Origin of the sequence: Amycolatopsis sp. lyj-84, from assembly GCF_046549075.1 — a bacterium.
Taxonomy (GTDB): domain Bacteria; phylum Actinomycetota; class Actinomycetes; order Mycobacteriales; family Pseudonocardiaceae; genus Amycolatopsis.
The window spans coordinates 59,340-74,866 of sequence record NZ_JAJPWO010000013.1; the positions used below are offsets into that span (position 1 = coordinate 59,340).

Here is a 15,527-nt window from a genome sequence, read left to right on the forward strand (position 1 = left end):
CGAACGCTCAGTAACTTGTGAGGAGATACGGATGAGGATCGGAACCGCGATCAGCTACGCCGGTGGCTTCGCCGAGAGCGTGGCGGACATCGTCGAGCTGGAGAAGGCCGGGCTGGACATCGTCTTCGTCCCCGAGGCCTACTCGTTCGACGCGGTCAGCCAGCTCGGCTACGTCGCGGCGAAGACCGAGCGGGTCCAGATCGCCTCCGGCATCTTCCAGATCTACACGCGGACGCCGACGCTGACCGCGATGACCGCCGCCGGACTCGACTTCGTCTCCGACGGCCGGTTCACCCTCGGCATCGGCGCGTCCGGTCCGCAGGTGATCGAGGGTTTCCACGGCGTGAAGTACGACGCGCCGCTCGGCAGGACCCGCGAGATCATCGACATCTGCCGTCAGGTGTGGCGGCGGGAGAAGGTCGTGCACTCCGGCACGCACTACAACATCCCGCTGCCGCCGGAGCAGGGCACGGGCCTCGGCAAGCCGCTGAAGCTGATCAACCACCCGGTGCGTTCGCGGATCCCGATCCTGCTGGCCTCGATCGGCCCGAAGAACGTCGCGCTCACCGCCGAACTCGCCGAGGGCTGGGAGCCGATCTTCTTCCACCCGGAGAAGGCCGCCGACGTCTGGGGCGCGTCGCTCGCGGAGGGCAAGGCGAAGCGCGACCCGTCGCTGGGTGAGCTGGACACCTTCGTCGGCACCGCGCTGGCGATCGGCGACGACGTCGAAGGGCTGCTGGACCACCTGCGCGGCATGCTGGCGCTGTACATCGGCGGAATGGGCGCGCGGGGTAAGAACTTCTACAACAGCCTCGCGCAGCGCTACGGCTATGAAGCCGAAGCCAAGCTCATCCAGGACCTCTACCTGGACGGCAAGAAGGAGGAAGCCGCCGCGGCCGTGCCGACGGAACTGATCAGGGCGATCTCGCTGATCGGGCCCGAGGGCTACGTCAAGGAGCGGCTGGCCGCCTTCCGCGAGGCGGGCGCGACCACGCTGGTGGTCAACCCGTTGCTGCCCGGCCGCGAGGCCCGCGTCGCCCAGGTTTCGAAGCTTCGCGAACTCATTGGTTAGCCGCGCGAAGGAGTCGAACCTCTCACCTGTATCGATACGGTATACTTGACCTGCGCCGGTGTACCCCCATCGTGGTCAAAAAACGGCCTCCCGGTGGAAAGAGAACGTAAACCACGCCTGAACGGCCGGAAAATCCGCCATTATCAGGAGTGGAAGCGAGACCTCGGGGGAATCCGTTCGCGACGAAGGTGAGGTGCCTCGCGTGCGCAAGCAGATCGGGGAGCCGTCCGCCGCGGTCCTGGACGTCGGGTCGTTCAGTGCACGGCTGGTGGTTCTGGCCAAGGGCGGTTCGCCGCTCGACCCCGTGCTGAGCCACCAGACGCGCCTGCGGCTCGACAGGGAACTCGATGACGACGGGAACTTGACCCGGCGTGGCATCGACGCGGTCGCGTCGGCGGTCGAGGCGGGCATGACCATGGCCGCCAAGCACGGCGTCGAAGACGTGTACCCGCTCGCCACTTCGTCGATCCGCGACGCGGCCAACGTGAAGCAGGTCGTCTGCGACGTCGCGAAGGCCACCGGGGTCAAACTGCGGTTCCTGACCGGCCGCCGCGAGGCCGAACTGGCCTACGTCGGCGCGCGCCGGTGGTACGGCGCCTCGGCGGGCGGGCTGCTGGTGCTCGACATCGGCGGCGGAACCGTCGAACTCGCCGCGGGGGAGGCGGAGGAAGCCGAGTTCGCGCACTCGCTGCCGCTCGGCGCCCGCTCGCTGACGCGGGACTGGTTCGCCACCGAATGCCCGTCGCCCAAGGTCGTCCGGGCGATGCGGGAACACGTCCTCGACGAGGTCCGCGACGCGATGCAGGACGTCCTGCCGCAGATCCGCGACCACCGCGCCGTCGGCTGCTCCAAGGTGCTGCGGCAACTCGCCCGGCTCGCCGGCGACCGGCCGTCCCGCGCACGGGAACTGCACCTCGACGACCTCCGCGCGTGGATCCCGCGGCTGGCGAAGCTGCCCGCGAAACGCCGCGCCGAACTGCCCGGCATCTCGCGCCAGCGCTCCCACCAGGCGCTCGCGGGCGCGATCGTCGCCGAGGCGCTGCTGACGCTTTCCGGTGGCCAGGTCGCCATCTGCCCCTGGTCCACCAGGGACGGTCTGCTGCTCGGCATGCTCGACGGACTGGTCACGCCGGAGGGAAAACCGGCGAAAGCCGCCTGACAAATCCACTTGAAAGCTGGCGTATCCGCTCGCGAACGGGTACCCCGGACACATGAGGGAAAGCAAGAAGAGCTTCGGGCAGGACGACGAAGAAGACCTCGAGGACCTCCGGAAGACCCAGCCGAAGACCGACGTGCCGAGCGCGCCCAACCGCGACATCGGCCCGCACGGCACCGAGGAGGTCGACGGCGTGCCGGGCAGCGGCGAAGTCCCGGTCGAACCTCCGGATTGAGCGTCCGCCGCGGGGCCGCTCACGCGTCCTTGGGGCGCCGCCGCACCGGGGCCCGGCCCGCGGGCTGCACCGGCGCCGGACCCGGATCGAGCGCCGGGATCGGCAGCCGCACCGGCTCGGAGTTCACGGTGAACGTCTCGCCGTGATGCGCGAGTTCCAGCGGCTCCCCGGTGATCACGTGATACGTCGCGCCCTCGCCGTCGATCTCGACCTGGAACCGCGTGCCGCGGAAGGTCAGCCGGAACGCGATCCGCCGTAGCTGCGGCGGCAGCCGCGGCGCGAAGGTCAGCCGTCCGCCGTGGTCACGCAGGCCGCCGAACCCGGCGACGGTGCCTTGCCACGCGCCGGCCAGCGAGGCGAGGTGCAGGCCGTTGCGGACGTTGTTGTGCACGTCGTGCAGGTCGGTGAGCGCGGCCTCGGCGAGGTAGTCGTAGGCCAGTTCGAGATGGCCGACCTCGGCCGCCACCACGGCCTGCGTTCCCGCCGACAGCGACGAATCCCGCACCGTCCGCGCCTCGTAGTAGGCGAAGTCGCGCGCTTTCTCCTCCGGGGTGAAGGAATCGCCGCACAGGTGCAGCGCGAGCACCAGATCCGCCTGCTTGACCACCTGTTTGCGGTACAGGTCGAAGTACGGGAAGTTCAGCAGCAGGGGGTAGAAGTCCGCGTCCGTGGCCTCGAAATCCCACTCGTCGTGTTCCAGGAACCCTTCGGACTGCGGGTGGACGCCGAGGTCCTCGTCGTAGGGCACCAGCATCGACTCGGCCGCCTTGCGCCACGACTCGACCTCGTCCGCGTGGACGTCGAACGCGGTCGCGATGTCTTCGTGCTGCCCGCAGATTTCGGCGGCGTAGAAGAGGTTCCGGCGTGCCATCAGGTTCGTGTAGACGTTGTTGTCCGCCACCGCGGAATACTCGTCCGGTCCGGTGACGCCGTCGATCCGGAACCGGCCCTGGCGGTCGAAATGGCCCAGCGACGACCACATCCGCGCGGTTTCGAGGAGCAGTTCCGCGCCGCAGGTCCGCAGGAACTCACTGTCGCCGGTGGCGTTGAGGTAGCGCACGACGGCGTCCGAGATGTCGGCGCTGACGTGGAACGCCGCCGTGCCCGCGGGCCAGTACGCCGAGCATTCCGCGCCGTTGATGGACCGCCAGGGGAACGCCGCGCCGCGCAAACCCAGCTGCGTCGCCCTTTCCCTTGCTTTGTCCAAAGTGGAGTGACGCCAGCGCAGGGCGTCGCGCGCGGCGTCCGGCATGCTGTAGGTGAGCACGGGCAGGACGAAGGTTTCGGTGTCCCAGAACGCGTGCCCGTCGTAGCCGGGGCCGGTCAACCCCTTGCCCGCCAAAGCCCTCGCCTCACCGCGGGCGCCGGCCTGCAGGAGATGGAAGAGCGAGAACCGTACCGCCTGCTGGAGTTCCGGGTCGCCGTCGATTTCGATGTCCGAGGTCTCCCAGAAATCGTCGAGGAACTCCTTCTGCTCGGCGAGCAAACCCTTCCAGCCGGTCTGCCGCGCGCCCGCCAGCGCGGCCTCCACCTGGGCGCGTACCGCGGGCACCGAACGCTGCGCGGACCAGCCGTAGGCGAGGAATTTGGTGATCCGCAGCCGTCCGCCCTTGGGCACGTCGACGGCGACGGTCAACCGCGCCAGATCCTCTTCGGCCTCGATATGCGTGCGGACCCCGTCGTTGACGTCGATCTTGTGGTCCATCGCCGCCGCCATCCGCAGCCCGGACCGGCGGGTCTGGTGCACCAGCACGGCGTGATAGGCCTCGGCGTGCTGGTACTCCGCGACCAGCGGCGACTCCAAAGCGGCCGCGACCCGGGGATCGCGGGTGTCGGATTCGATCGGCTCGTTGGCGAGCAGATCCGACTGCACCACCAGTTGCAGTTCGTCGTCGAGCGGTTCGACCTCGTACCGGATCGCGGCGACGGCCCGCTGGGTGAACGAGACCAGGCGTTCGGTCCGCACCCGGACCCGGCGCCCGGTCGGCGAGGACCACACGGTCTCGCGCGTGAGCGTGCCCTTGCGGAAGTCGAGGACGCGGTCGTGCTCGGTCGCCTGGCCGTACCGCATGTCGAGCGGTTCGTCCTCGACCAGCAGCCGGATGATCTTGCCGTCGGTCACGTTGACGACGGTCTGTCCTTCTTCCGGGTAGCCGTAACCGGTTTCCGCGTAGGGAAGGTCGTGCTGTTCGTAGAAACCGTTCAGGTAGGTGCCCGGCAGGCCGCGGGGTTCGGCCTCTTCCAGGGTGCCGCGCAGCCCGATGTGCCCGTTGGACAACGCGAAGGCCGATTCGGTGCGCTGCAGGGCATCGACGTCCATGCCGTGCCAGCGCAGTTCCCAGGGCGAGACCTCGTAGCCGTGGAGACGCGATTCGGTCACTTGCGATCCTCCAGGAGTTCGGCGAGGTCGTCCACCACGACGTCGGCGCCGTGTTCGAGCAGTTCCCCGGCCTGATGCGCGCGGTTCACCCCGACCACGTAACCGAAACCGCCGTCCTTGCCCGCCTGCACGCCCGCGAGCGCGTCCTCGAAGACCGCCGCGTTCTCGGGGGCGACGTCGAACGCCTCGGCGCCGGCGAGGAACGAGTCGGGGGCGGGCTTGCCGCGCAGTCCCTTTTCGGCGAGCACGATCCCGTCGATCCGCGCTTCGACGAACTTGGTCAGGTCGGCGGCGTCGAGCACCTTCGCGCCGTTGGCCGACGAGGTGACGACGCCGATGCGCAGGCCCGCCGCTTTCGCCGCTTCCAGGTAGCGCACGGAACCCGGGTACGGGGTGACGCCCTCTTCGTCGATGATCTTCAGGACCAGCTGGTTCTTGCGGTTCCCGACGCCGTTGACGGTGGCGGCGTCGATCCCGTCGTCCGGTTTTCCCTCGGGCAGTTCGATCCCGCGCGAGGTGAGGAAGGTGCGGACGCCGTCGGCCCTCGGCCTTCCGTCGACGTAGGCGGCGTAGTCGGTGTCGGTGAACGGGGAGAAGGTGTCACCGTCGCGGGCGCGCAGGAACTCGTCGAACGTGCGTTTCCACGCTTCGCGGTGCTGGGCCGCGGTGCCGGTCAGCACGCCGTCGAGGTCGAAGAGGCAGGCCGTGATGGTGTCGGGCAGACCGATCATGCCTCCGCACGCTACCCGCGCCCGCCGGTGCCCGCTCAGCTTCCGGGATGCGGCCGCACCAGGTGGATCAGTTCGTGGACGGTCGCGTCGGCGAGGCTGTAGCGGACGATCCGGCCGTCGCGCCGGGCCGTCACCAGACCGTGCGCGCGCAGCAGTCGCAACGCCTGCGAGACGGCGGTGTCGGTCATCCCGGTGGCGGCGGCGAGATCGGTGACACTGATCTCGCGCGCGTAGTGGATGGAGACCAGCAGTGCGAGCCGCGACGGATCCGCGACGAGCGAGAACCGTTGTGCCCATTCGGTGATCGCCTCGCGGTCGCCCATGCCCGCGACGGCGGCGTCGACGCGGTCCGGCTCGATGCTCACCTTCGCGATGTTAGGCGGCGCGGACCACGAGTGCGACGTGCCGCGCTGCCCGCTCCAGCGGATCGGGTGACCGGCGGATCCGGCTGACCAGCAGGGCGCCTTCGAGGTTGTTCACGATGGCCGCCGCGAGGTCGTCGGCGTCCCCGACATCGTGGCCGCCGAGCAGGTCCACCAGCAGCACGTGCCAGGCGGCGAACGCGTTCTGGCACGCCTTGGTGATCGCGGGCGAGGCGTGCGCCATCTCCAGCGTGATCGTGGCGAGCGGGCAGCCGCCGCGGTAGTCGTCGGCGGCCAGCGCCTCGGCCGCCTTGCGATACCACCAGCTCACGGCGTCCTCGACGGTCTCGTTGCGCTCGAAGGCGCGGTGCACCGTCTTGGACACGACGGCGGTGCCGAGTTCGATCGCGGCGACCGCCAGCTGCTCCTTGCCGCCGGGGAAGTGGTGGTACGCCGACCCCCACGGCGTCCCCGCCTGCTCGACGAGCCGCCGCCACGAGGTCGCCTGGTAACCCTCGCGGCGGAAGAGCTCCATCGCGGTCGAGATCATCCGCTCGCGGGTGGTGGTGTCGGACACGTCGCCCAGCATAGTCCTTGACTAGGACGACCGTCTTGGTCAAGTCTAGGACGATCGTCTTAGGAGGTACGGATGACCGTCGACGTCACCGGGGAGACCAGGCAGAAGACCGTGACCTGGCAGGATCCGCTGCCCACCGCCAGGCTCGGGCTGGAACTTTCCGGGCTGGAGTACCTGTCGGGGATCGCCGAAGGGCGGATCCCGCCGCCGCCGATCTCGGCGCATTTCGGCATGCGCTGGGTGAGCGTGGCCGAAGGCGACGTCGTGCTCGCGGCGACGCCGGACGAGTCGCTGTACAACCCGATCGGGACCGTGCACGGGGGTGTCGCGGCGACCCTGCTGGACTCGGCGGTGGCGTGCGCGGTGCATTCGACCCTGCCCGCCGGGGTCGGCTACACCTCGGTCGAGCTGAAGGTGAACTACCTGCGCGCCATTTCCGGTTCGGTGGGGGAGATCCGCGCGCACGGCTGGGTCGTGAAGGCCGGTTCGCGCGTCGCGTTCGCCGAGGGCGACATCCGCGACGGGCAGGGCAAGGTGCTCGCGACCGCGTCGAGCACCTGCCTGATCATCAAGCCCTAGAACATCTCGGCGCCGGGCGGGACCGGCTGCTTGACGTCCCAGTGCTCCACGATGAGCCCGTCCGCCACCCGGACGATGTCGACGACGGCCGCGCCGCGTTCGTCGCCTGCCGGGACGACGTGCAGGTGCACGACGACGTGATCGTCGTCGGCGATCACGCGTTTGACGGTGACGTCGGCGCCGGCGAGCGGTGAATTCCGGATCGCTTCGACGAAAGCGTCACGGCCGGAGGGGAGACCCGGGCTGTGGGTGCGGAAATCCGGGTGCACGTTCGCGCCCGCGGCGGCGAAGTCCTTGTGCACGAACAGGTTCTCGAAGCAGTCGAGGACGATCTTCTTGGCTGTGGTCATGTGGGTATCGTTCCGCGCGGATTCGCCGTCGTCGATTACCGCGGAGGTAATGGCTCACCGCGGCGGGCGGATCCGGCGGCCGCGGATCGCTTCCGGATCGCCGTGACGGCCGAGGATTCCCGCCAGCAAGGCCTTCGCGTCCGCGATCCGTACTTCGCCGAACTCCGCGACGAGTTCTTTTTCGAGTGCGGCCCGGTGTTTCCGTGCCGCTTCGACGGTGTTTTCGGCCTGTTCCGTCAGATGCAGCAGCCGGGTCCGCGCGTCGGCCGGATCGGGCTCGCGCCGTAGCAGGCCCCGCCGTTCCAGATCGGCGACCGCCTTCGAAGCCGCTTGCTGGGTCACGCCCATCCGTTCGGCGAGCGCGGAGATCGACAGTGGCCCCGCGAGTACGTGCTGGAACACGACGCCGTCGTTGAAGCGCGGCTCGCCGAGTCCGTCGGCGGTCAGCCGCCGCTGGATCTCGTCGCCCATCGCCCAGCCCGCGAACAGCGAGACGAGTGACAGGTCGAGGTTCGACGGCGTAGGATCCACAACCATGGTTGTGGAATCTAGCACGCCGCCGCCGGACGTGGTGGCGGAGTTCGTCCGCGTCGCGCATCGCGTCGTCTGGTGCACGCTCGCGACGGTCGACAGGCAGGGCAGGCCGAGGTCGCGGGTGGTGCACCCGATCTGGGAGGAGCGGGACGGCGGACTCGTCGGGCACCTGTTCACCCGGCCGACGCCGCTGAAGAAAGCGCATCTGGCGCGGACGCCGTTCGTCTCGTGCTCGTACTGGGATCCGGCGCACGAGGTCGCCGTCGCCGAATGCGGCGCCGGCTACGCCGACGACGAGGAAACGCGGCGGCACCTGTGGCGGCTGGCGTCGGAAACGCCGGAACCGCTGGGCTTCGACCCGAAGATCATGGGTGGCGAAGACCCGCTCGACCCGGGCCTCACCGTCCTGCGCCTGACGCCGTGGAGGCTCAGCGCGGGCGGCAAGGCCTGGCGGCGGTCCTAGGCCGCGCCGACCTTCCGTTCGAAGACCAGGCCCTCGGCGGCGCGCAGCCCGACGCTGATCGCGCCGGTCAGCACGCCGTCGTCGCCCAGTTCGCCCTGGACGACCGACGGGACGAGCGGGGTGAAGGACCGCAGGGCGCGGTCGATCGGGTCGAGCAGCAGATCGGCCGCGGTGCCGATACCGCCGCCGAGCACGATCAGTTCGGGGTCGATCACCGCGGCCACCGAGGCCACCGTGTAGGCGAGCCTGTCCGCTTCCGCCTCGACGGCGCGCAGGGCGAGTTCGTCGCCGTCGCGGGCGAGGCGGAAGACCTCGCGGGCCGATTTCGCCGTGCCGAGGCCGAGTTCGCGCGCGCCGCGGACCACGGACTGTGCCGCCGTCGCCTCTTCGAGGTGGCCGCGGACCGGCGGGGCGTCCGCCGCGTGCGATTGGCCGTAAGGCAGGTAGCCGATTTCGCCCGCCGCGCCCGTCGCGCCGCGGAAGACCTCGCCGTTGACCATCACGCCCATGCCGACGCCGGTGCCGATGGTGATGCAGCCGAAAACGGACGCGCCGCGCGCGGCACCGCGTTCCCATTCGCCGACGGCGGTGAGATTCGCGTCGTTCTCGACCATCAGGTCCGGGCCGAGGACGCCTTCGAGCTCGTCGAGCAGGCCCGCCTTGCCCCAGCCGGGCAGGTTCGGCGCGTGCCGGAAGCAGCGTTTCGCCGGATCCGCGACGCCGGGGGAGCCCAGGACGCGCACGACGATGTCGGCCTGGCTCAGTCCCGCTTCGCGCACCGTCGCCGCGGCGAGGGCGCCCACGGCGCTGACGAGCGCGGTGCCCGAACGCGAGGTGTTCCGCTCGTCACGCCGGGCGACCACGGTGTGGCCGAGATCCGAGACGGCGACGCGGAGATGCTCGCGTCCGATGTCGACACCGAGGACGTAACCGGCCGTGGGATCCGCTTCGTAGAGGACGGCGGACCGGCCGGTGCCGGTGGAGGTGTGCCCGGTCGCCCTGGCGAGACCGGCCGCTTCGAGCGCCAGTAAAGCTTGGCTCACCGTGGGTTTCGAAAGACCGGTGTCCTTGGCGACTTGCGGCCGCGTCGCGGGGCCGCTGCGGCGCAGGAGGTCCAGCACGGCGCGCTGATTGATCTTCCGCATCCCGGCGGGGGTGCCGACGGGCGGACTTTCTGCGCCAACCACGAGCTTCGCCTCCTGTCGAACCAAAGTGTTCCCACCAAAGTAATCGGGTCCGGCCCGAAAAGGGCAAGAAGGTTTACATTCAGTGGTTCTCGGTGACAGTAAACGTGTCCGGGTCGCAACTCGCGCACGCCGCGCGCGAAATCCGGTGATTCACCCGGTGTCCGGACGGGTGCTCCCAGTGACCGGCAATGGTCTAGACCAAGCGGGTCAACCTCCGGTCAGGCGACGTGGCGGCTCGCCGGGCGGCGGAATCCCTTGTGCTGGCGGGGTCGTTCGGGGGCTTCGCCGGTCTCGTGGTCCGTCTCCGTGGAGTACGAATCGGGGCTGTCGGCCGTCGTCGCGGGGCTCGGGCGGGTGCGCAGGCGGTGCTGGCGGTTCACCACGAACAGCAGCACCAGGCCGAGGACGACCAGGCCGTGGGTCAGCACGCGCCCGGCGGTGACCTGCCCGGTGACGAGGTCGCCCGCCGACAACGCCAGCAGCAGCGCGACGAAACCGGTCAGCGCCGGCAGCTGCCCGGCGGCGGCCTTCGTGCGGAAGGCCGCCCAGCCGAGTCCGACGCCGACGGCGAGGTTCCACGCGCTGCTCTCGTGCGAAAGGTGCCCGACCAGGGTTTCCGCACCGTGCCCGGCGCCGTGGTCTTCGACCCCCAGCAGCTGGGCGAAGGCGAGGCCGAGCTGCGCGATCGCGACCAGGGCGAGCGCGATCCTGGCGGGCCAGCCCTCGCTCGGCGGGGCGGGCGTGCGCTCCATGATGAGGGCGGTGAGGTCCGGGACCGGGGGAGCGGGCCGGACCAGCAGCGTCCGGTGCAGCCGTTCGGCGCGGGCGAGCCAAGAACGGCAGGCGGCGCAGCCGGCGACGTGCCGGTCGACCGCCTCGGGCGGGGCGGGTTCGGTTTCGCCGTCGAGCCGGGCCGACAGGGCCTCGCGGCAGGTCTCGCACTTCACGTCTCACTTGTCGGGCGCGGGCCTGCCCCGGTTCCCGGGACGCTGCTACGTTTCTCGTATGGCCGGGGCGCGCAACCACGACGACGAGCGGGTGACCGCGCTCGCTCTCGACGCCGCCCGCGGTGACCGGCGGGCGCTCGAGGACTGGGTGCGGGCCACGCAGGCCGACGTCTGGCGCTTCGTCGCGCACCTCGCCGACGTCAGTGCCGCCGACGATCTCACCCAGGAGACGTACCTGCGCGCCTTCGGCAGCCTGCGCAGGTTCGCCGGACGGTCCTCCTCGCGGACCTGGCTCCTTTCGATCGCGCGCCGCGTGGTCGTCGACCGCATCCGGGCGGCTTCGGCTCGTCCGAAGCTCGCCGACGTCGACTGGGAAGCCACCGCCGAGCGCCGCGGCGCCCGTCAGGCGGAGGGTGTCGCGGGCTTCGAAGACCTCGTGGAGCTGCGGATGCTGCTCGACGGGCTCGACCCGGAACGGCGTGAGGTCCTCGTCCTCACCCAGGTGCTGGGGCTTTCGTACGCCGAGGCCGCCGAGATCTGCGGCTGCCCGGTCGGCACCGTGCGCTCGCGCATCGCCCGCGCCCGCGAAGACCTGCTCGAAGCAGGCCGGGAGCGCGACTCCATCTAACGCCCCGCAAGTACCGCAACCAGAGGACTGATTGCGGGTCTCGCTGTGGCGCGGCACACATTTGGGGCCCTCCGCTGTCACCTCGTCACACAGATGGGCTGACACGACTACTCCGCGTTGACTAGGCCGAATGCCGATGCCTAGCGTGTCGCCATCCGACCCCAGGCCGCGCGAGGGTCCCCGCCTTCACCGCGCGCTCTCGAAGGGATCTTCCCGATGGCCAGTCCCACCACTGGAACCCAAGAGCAGGACCCCGGCGGCCTCGGCCGCCGCCGGTTCCTGAGCTTCCTCGTCGCCGCGCCCACCCTCACGATCGCCACGAAGATCGGTATCGACGGCTTCGCCCCCGAAGAGGCCGAAGCGGTCATCCCGACCCTTCCCGGACCGGCCGAGATCCTCGACCTCGGCGACGTCCTGATCCTTTCGAACGCCCCCACCGCCGGTCTGCTCGTGCTCGAAGTCCGCGAAGACGGCCGCGTGCGGCTGGAACTGCCGCGGACCGAGGTCGGCCAGGGCATCACCACGGCGAACGCGATGCTCGTCGCCGAAGAGATGGACCTGCCGCTCGACCGCGTCGACGTCGTGCTCTCCGACGCCCGTCCGGAACTGCTGTTCAACCAGCTGACCGGCGGCTCCAACACGATGCGTTCGCTGTACACCCCGGTGCGGATCGCGGCGGCCGCCGCCCGTGCCCGCCTGGTCGCGACCGCGGCGCGGCAGTGGGGCGCCCAGGCCGATCGTCTGTCCACAAGGGATGGTTCGGTGATCGCGCCCGACGGCCGCCGGATGGGATACGGCGCGCTGTCCAGGCCCGCCGCCCGCGCCGATCTGGGGAAGCTCACGGTGACCCCGAAAGCCGAGTCCGCGCACAAGCTGGTCGGCACGCCGCAGTCGCGCAAGGACGCCCGCGCGATGGTCACCGGGCAGCTGAAGTACACGCTCGACCTGGACATCCCCGGCGCGAAGCCGGCCATGGTCCGCCGCCCGCCGACGATCAACGGCACGGTCAAGAAGGTCAACAACGAGGCCGCCGTCCGCGCGATGCCGGGCATCATCGACATCGCCGTCATCAAGACCGGTGTAGCGGTGCTGGCCGAGACCTTCGGCCAGGCGCTCGACGGCAAGAACGCCCTCGACGTCACCTGGAACGGCGGCACCGTCGACGGCGAGAACAACGCGACGATCAAGAAGAAGCTGCAGGCCGCGGCGCTGCCGTTCGTCGTCCCGCCGCTGCTGACCCAGTACGTCGACGGCGAGTTCGACTTCGCCTTCGCGAGCCACGCGCCGCTGGAGACCAACTCGGCGGTCGCCGACGTCCGGGCGGACGGCGCCACCATCTGGTCCGGGATGAAGGTCCCGATCCTGGCGAAGCAGAACATCGCGGCGGAACTCGGCCTGCCGGTGAACAAGGTCACCGTGCACGTCCAGCAGGCGGGCGGGTCGTTCGGCCGCAGGCTGTTCTCCGACGGCGCGATCGAAGCCGCGCGGATTTCGAAGGCGATGAAGCGTCCGGTGCGGCTGATGTGGAGCCGGATCGACGACATGCGCCACGGCCGCGCCCGCGCCGCGAGCCACCACAAGATCCGCGCCACCTTCGCGCTCGGCCAGGTGCTCAGCTTCGAACACCGGGTCGCCAGCGTGGAGACCGACTGGGGACACGGGCTCGGCGAGGTTCTCACCGCGTTCGCCGCCCAGTTGCCGGTCGCCGGGAACCTGAGCTTCGCGCAGACGGTGTTCCTGTTGACGGTGAAGTCGCCGTACAACTTCGGTGTCACCACGCAGCTGCTCAACGAGGTCCCGGTGGACTTCCACACCGGCGCCTGGCGGTCGGTGTATTCGTCGAGCACGCGCGGCGCGGAAGAGATCATGGTCGACGAGATCGCCGCGAAGCTCGGCAAGGACCCGGTGGCGTTCCGGCGCGAGTTCATCAAGAACGAGCGGCAGCGCGCGGTGCTGGACAAGGTCGCCGAACTCGGCGAGTGGGGCAAGAAGATGCCCAAGGGTTTCGCGCAGGGCGTCGCCGTGCACGGCGAGTACAAGTCGTACACCGCCTGCCTGGTCGAAATGGACGCTCGCGACCCGAAGAACCCGCGTGTCACCAAGGCGACCATCGCGGTCGACGTCGGCAAGCCGATCAACCCGCGCGGTATCGAGGCGCAGATGCTCGGCGGCCTGACCGACGGCATCTCCACGACGCTGACCGCCGGGTTGCACATCGACAAGGGGCTGCCGCTGGAGGGCAGTTACTCGCAGTTCCACTACGCGCGGCAGAAGAACTCGCCGAAGGACGTCAAGGTGTTCGTCATGCCCGAGACGGGCGAGATCGGCGGCGCCGGGGAACTCGGCGTACCCGCGCCGGTCGGCGCGATCGCGAACGCCTACGCGCGGGCGACCGGGATCAAACCGCGCAGCTTCCCGATCAACTTCCCGATCGACTTCGAGCCCTTCCCCCGCTGACTTTCCTTCCCCGCCAAGGAGTTCCGATGCCCAATTACACCTTCACGGTGAACGGGAAGACCGTCACCGTCGACGCTCCCGCGGATCTGCCCATGCTGTGGGCGCTGCGGGACAAGCTCGGCGTCCGCGGCCCGAAGTACGGCTGCGGGATCAACGTCTGCAAGGCCTGCACCAGTCACCTCGACGGCGAGGCGTTCAACCCGTGCGTCACGCCGGTGTCCGACTGCTCGGGCAAGGACGTCACCACCATCGAAGGCCTCGCCGACGGTGAGGACCTGCATCCGGTGCAGGAGGCATGGCTGGAGCAGGACGTCGCCCAGTGCGGCTACTGTCAGCCGGGACAGATCATGGCCGCGGTGGCGTTGCTGAAGAAGACGAAGAATCCGACGGACGCCGAGATCGACGCGATCCAGAACGTCTGCCGGTGCGGCACCTACTTCCGGATCCGCGAGGCCATCAAGAGCGCGGCCGCGAAGATGTGAATTACCGCCGGTGCGGCGAAAAGCAGATATTTTCGCCGCACCGGCGGAGCTTTTCGGCTTCGGCAGGCCACTTCCGGGTGAGTCGTGTTAGATGACCTCCCCAGGGGCTCGACGAGGAGTCCCTGCCCCGGAGGACGCCCATGCACTACAGAACAGTGCTCCGCGAAGGTTCGGCCGCCGTCGTCGCCGAACTGGCCGTCGAGGTCGAAAAACAGCTGCCAGGGCTGATCGACAGCACCGTCGGGCAGATCCGCGCCGAGATGCCGGTGTACCACGACGCGCAGTTCGTCTCCCTGGCCGAACTGCGGACCTCGGTGCGGAACAACCTCGAGTTCGTCATGCGGACCCTGCGCGGCTCGGAGGAACCCGACCTCGCGCAGGCGCGGGCGACCGGGCGCGCGCGGGCGCTGCAGGGCGCGCCGCTGCCGGAACTCCTGCGGGCGTACCGGATCGGCCTCACCGAGGTGTGGAACCGGTTCGTCGAACTGACCGCTTCGGGCGAACACCAGGATCTTCGCGGCCTCGTCGCCGCGACGTCGGCGATCTGGGCGCTGATCGACGACTACGCCGAGGCGCTGACGACGACCTATCGCGACACCACCGCCGAAGTCATGCTGGCGCACCAAAGCCGGCGCTCCGCGTTGGTCGAGGCGCTGTTCGCCGGCGGCGCCGCGACCGAGGGCACGCTGTGGGACATCGCGCGCGTGCTGGAACTCTCGCTCGACGGGACCTATGTGGTCGTCGCGGCGGAGACCCCGCGCGTCGGACACGAACCGTTGCCCCAGATCGAAAACCGGCTCCGCGACCGGCATCACGCGTCCGCCTGGCGGCTCACCCCGGATCTTCAGGTCGGCGTCGTGTCGATGCGGGATCCGTCGGCGTCCCAGGTGATCATCGAGCTGCTGCGGGAGAACTCGATCGGCCGCATCGGCGTCAGCCCGGTGTTCACCGGTCTCGGGAACACCTCCCGCGCGCTGCACCTCGCGCGGGTCGCGCTCTCCAGCATGACACCGGGGACGACGGGAATGGTGCAGTTCAACGAATCCCCGCTCGCCGGTCTCGTCGCCAGCGCGCCGGAGGCGTCGGTCCAGCTCGCGCACCACGTGCTGCGGCCGATCCTGGACCTGCCCGGCGACGACCGGAACGTGCTCCTGCTGACGTTGCGGGCGTGGTTCGAATGCCAGGGCTCCACGAAACTGACGTCGGAGCGGATGTTCTGCCACCCCAACACGATCCGGCATCGCCTCAAGCGGATCACCGAGGAACTGGGCCGTTCGCTGACCGATCCCGCCGACATCGCCGAGCTCGGCGCCGCCCTGCGCGCGCTCCACATGTTCCCGGACACTTCGCATTTGCCCTCTCCGCGGGATCCGCTGCGCTAGGTTTC

The 15,527-nt window shown here is 69.7% G+C and carries 17 protein-coding genes; 9 read left to right on the forward strand and 8 right to left on the reverse strand.

Annotated features, from left to right (window positions below; genetic code table 11):
• Positions 1–31 precede the first annotated feature (31 nt).
• From ACLJRM_RS32630 to ACLJRM_RS32640, 3 genes are all read left to right on the forward strand, one after another.
• Positions 32–1,072, forward strand: a complete 1,041-nt coding sequence (locus tag ACLJRM_RS32630) for an LLM class F420-dependent oxidoreductase (RefSeq protein WP_101609376.1) — start codon at positions 32–34, stop codon at positions 1,070–1,072.
• Positions 1,073–1,274: 202 nt separating this feature from the next.
• Positions 1,275–2,231 (forward strand): Ppx/GppA phosphatase family protein, encoded by a 957-nt coding sequence (locus ACLJRM_RS32635; RefSeq protein ID WP_101609375.1) that lies wholly within the window; start codon positions 1,275–1,277, stop codon positions 2,229–2,231.
• Between the two features lie 52 nt (positions 2,232–2,283).
• A complete protein-coding gene (locus ACLJRM_RS32640) occupies positions 2,284–2,463 on the forward strand; it encodes a hypothetical protein (RefSeq protein WP_101609374.1) in 180 nt (59 codons plus the stop codon).
• A gap of 19 nt (positions 2,464–2,482) precedes the next feature.
• Here the strand turns inward: ACLJRM_RS32640 and ACLJRM_RS32645 are convergent, their stop codons facing one another.
• Genes ACLJRM_RS32645 through ACLJRM_RS32660 form a run of 4 tightly spaced genes read right to left on the reverse strand, consistent with a single transcriptional unit; the run spans position 2,483 to position 6,513 of the window.
• Positions 2,483–4,783, reverse strand: coding sequence for a glycoside hydrolase family 65 protein (locus ACLJRM_RS32645; RefSeq protein WP_410665398.1), 2,301 nt, complete (start codon positions 4,781–4,783; stop codon positions 2,483–2,485).
• A gap of 56 nt (positions 4,784–4,839) precedes the next feature.
• Positions 4,840–5,574, reverse strand: coding sequence for an HAD family hydrolase (locus ACLJRM_RS32650; RefSeq protein WP_101609372.1), 735 nt, complete (start codon positions 5,572–5,574; stop codon positions 4,840–4,842).
• A 35-nt stretch (positions 5,575–5,609) separates the two neighbouring features.
• On the reverse strand, positions 5,610–5,897 hold the full coding sequence (locus ACLJRM_RS32655) for an ArsR/SmtB family transcription factor (RefSeq protein ID WP_101613373.1): 288 nt from the start codon (positions 5,895–5,897) through the stop codon (positions 5,610–5,612).
• Between the two features lie 52 nt (positions 5,898–5,949).
• A complete protein-coding gene (locus ACLJRM_RS32660; protein WP_410665239.1) occupies positions 5,950–6,513 on the reverse strand; it encodes a TetR/AcrR family transcriptional regulator in 564 nt (187 codons plus the stop codon).
• 72 nt (positions 6,514–6,585) lie between these two features.
• Here ACLJRM_RS32660 and ACLJRM_RS32665 point away from each other — a divergent pair, with 72 nt between their 5' ends.
• Complete coding sequence (locus ACLJRM_RS32665) at positions 6,586–7,092, forward strand: PaaI family thioesterase (protein ID WP_101609370.1); 507 nt, start codon at positions 6,586–6,588, stop codon at positions 7,090–7,092.
• Here the strand turns inward: ACLJRM_RS32665 and ACLJRM_RS32670 are convergent.
• The gene (locus ACLJRM_RS32670; protein WP_101609369.1) at positions 7,089–7,442 is read right to left on the reverse strand and encodes a nuclear transport factor 2 family protein; all 354 of its coding nucleotides are present in this window, start codon (positions 7,440–7,442) and stop codon (positions 7,089–7,091) included. The two genes, ACLJRM_RS32665 and ACLJRM_RS32670, sit on opposite strands and share 4 nt — an antisense overlap.
• 54 nt (positions 7,443–7,496) lie before the next feature.
• On the reverse strand, positions 7,497–7,979 hold the full coding sequence (locus ACLJRM_RS32675) for a MarR family winged helix-turn-helix transcriptional regulator (RefSeq protein WP_101609368.1): 483 nt from the start codon (positions 7,977–7,979) through the stop codon (positions 7,497–7,499).
• Between ACLJRM_RS32675 and ACLJRM_RS32680 the strand changes: the two genes are divergently transcribed.
• Complete coding sequence (locus ACLJRM_RS32680; protein WP_410665240.1) at positions 7,978–8,439, forward strand: pyridoxamine 5'-phosphate oxidase family protein; 462 nt, start codon at positions 7,978–7,980, stop codon at positions 8,437–8,439. The two genes, ACLJRM_RS32675 and ACLJRM_RS32680, sit on opposite strands and share 2 nt — an antisense overlap.
• Here the strand turns inward: ACLJRM_RS32680 and ACLJRM_RS32685 are convergent.
• On the reverse strand, positions 8,436–9,626 hold the full coding sequence (locus tag ACLJRM_RS32685; RefSeq protein WP_101609366.1) for an ROK family protein: 1,191 nt from the start codon (positions 9,624–9,626) through the stop codon (positions 8,436–8,438). The genes ACLJRM_RS32680 and ACLJRM_RS32685 overlap by 4 nt on opposite strands.
• Positions 9,627–9,844: 218 nt before the next feature.
• A complete protein-coding gene (locus ACLJRM_RS32690; RefSeq protein WP_410599868.1) occupies positions 9,845–10,573 on the reverse strand; it encodes a zf-HC2 domain-containing protein in 729 nt (242 codons plus the stop codon).
• A gap of 58 nt (positions 10,574–10,631) precedes the next feature.
• Here ACLJRM_RS32690 and sigC point away from each other — a divergent pair, with 58 nt between their 5' ends.
• The 4 genes from sigC (at position 10,632) to ACLJRM_RS32710 (ending at position 15,522) form a co-directional block, all read left to right on the forward strand.
• Positions 10,632–11,201 (forward strand): RNA polymerase sigma factor SigC, encoded by a 570-nt coding sequence (gene sigC / locus ACLJRM_RS32695; RefSeq protein WP_101609364.1) that lies wholly within the window; start codon positions 10,632–10,634, stop codon positions 11,199–11,201.
• Positions 11,202–11,417: 216 nt separating this feature from the next.
• Complete coding sequence (locus tag ACLJRM_RS32700; RefSeq protein ID WP_410665241.1) at positions 11,418–13,658, forward strand: molybdopterin cofactor-binding domain-containing protein; 2,241 nt, start codon at positions 11,418–11,420, stop codon at positions 13,656–13,658.
• A 26-nt stretch (positions 13,659–13,684) separates the two neighbouring features.
• Positions 13,685–14,140: a (2Fe-2S)-binding protein gene (locus tag ACLJRM_RS32705; protein WP_005155104.1), complete on the forward strand. Its 456-nt coding sequence runs from the start codon at positions 13,685–13,687 to the stop codon at positions 14,138–14,140.
• A gap of 140 nt (positions 14,141–14,280) precedes the next feature.
• Entirely contained in the window at positions 14,281–15,522 is a 1,242-nt protein-coding gene (locus ACLJRM_RS32710) for a PucR family transcriptional regulator (protein ID WP_101609362.1), read from the forward strand.
• Positions 15,523–15,527: the final 5 nt, after the last annotated feature.

Coding starts and splice junctions, on each gene's coding strand:
- ACLJRM_RS32680 (WP_410665240.1), top strand. CDS start 7,978: ATGGTTGTGGAATCTAGCACGCCGCCGCCGGACGTGGTGGCGGAGTTC.
- ACLJRM_RS32640 (WP_101609374.1), top strand. CDS start 2,284: ATGAGGGAAAGCAAGAAGAGCTTCGGGCAGGACGACGAAGAAGACCTC.
- ACLJRM_RS32645 (WP_410665398.1), bottom strand. CDS start 4,783: ATGGACGTCGATGCCCTGCAGCGCACCGAATCGGCCTTCGCGTTGTCC.
- ACLJRM_RS32700 (WP_410665241.1), top strand. CDS start 11,418: ATGGCCAGTCCCACCACTGGAACCCAAGAGCAGGACCCCGGCGGCCTC.
- ACLJRM_RS32705 (WP_005155104.1), top strand. CDS start 13,685: ATGCCCAATTACACCTTCACGGTGAACGGGAAGACCGTCACCGTCGAC.
- ACLJRM_RS32655 (WP_101613373.1), bottom strand. CDS start 5,897: ATGGGCGACCGCGAGGCGATCACCGAATGGGCACAACGGTTCTCGCTC.
- ACLJRM_RS32630 (WP_101609376.1), top strand. CDS start 32: ATGAGGATCGGAACCGCGATCAGCTACGCCGGTGGCTTCGCCGAGAGC.
- ACLJRM_RS32675 (WP_101609368.1), bottom strand. CDS start 7,979: ATGGTTGTGGATCCTACGCCGTCGAACCTCGACCTGTCACTCGTCTCG.
- sigC (WP_101609364.1), top strand. CDS start 10,632: ATGGCCGGGGCGCGCAACCACGACGACGAGCGGGTGACCGCGCTCGCT.
- ACLJRM_RS32670 (WP_101609369.1), bottom strand. CDS start 7,442: ATGACCACAGCCAAGAAGATCGTCCTCGACTGCTTCGAGAACCTGTTC.
- ACLJRM_RS32665 (WP_101609370.1), top strand. CDS start 6,586: ATGACCGTCGACGTCACCGGGGAGACCAGGCAGAAGACCGTGACCTGG.
- ACLJRM_RS32710 (WP_101609362.1), top strand. CDS start 14,281: ATGCACTACAGAACAGTGCTCCGCGAAGGTTCGGCCGCCGTCGTCGCC.
- ACLJRM_RS32650 (WP_101609372.1), bottom strand. CDS start 5,574: ATGATCGGTCTGCCCGACACCATCACGGCCTGCCTCTTCGACCTCGAC.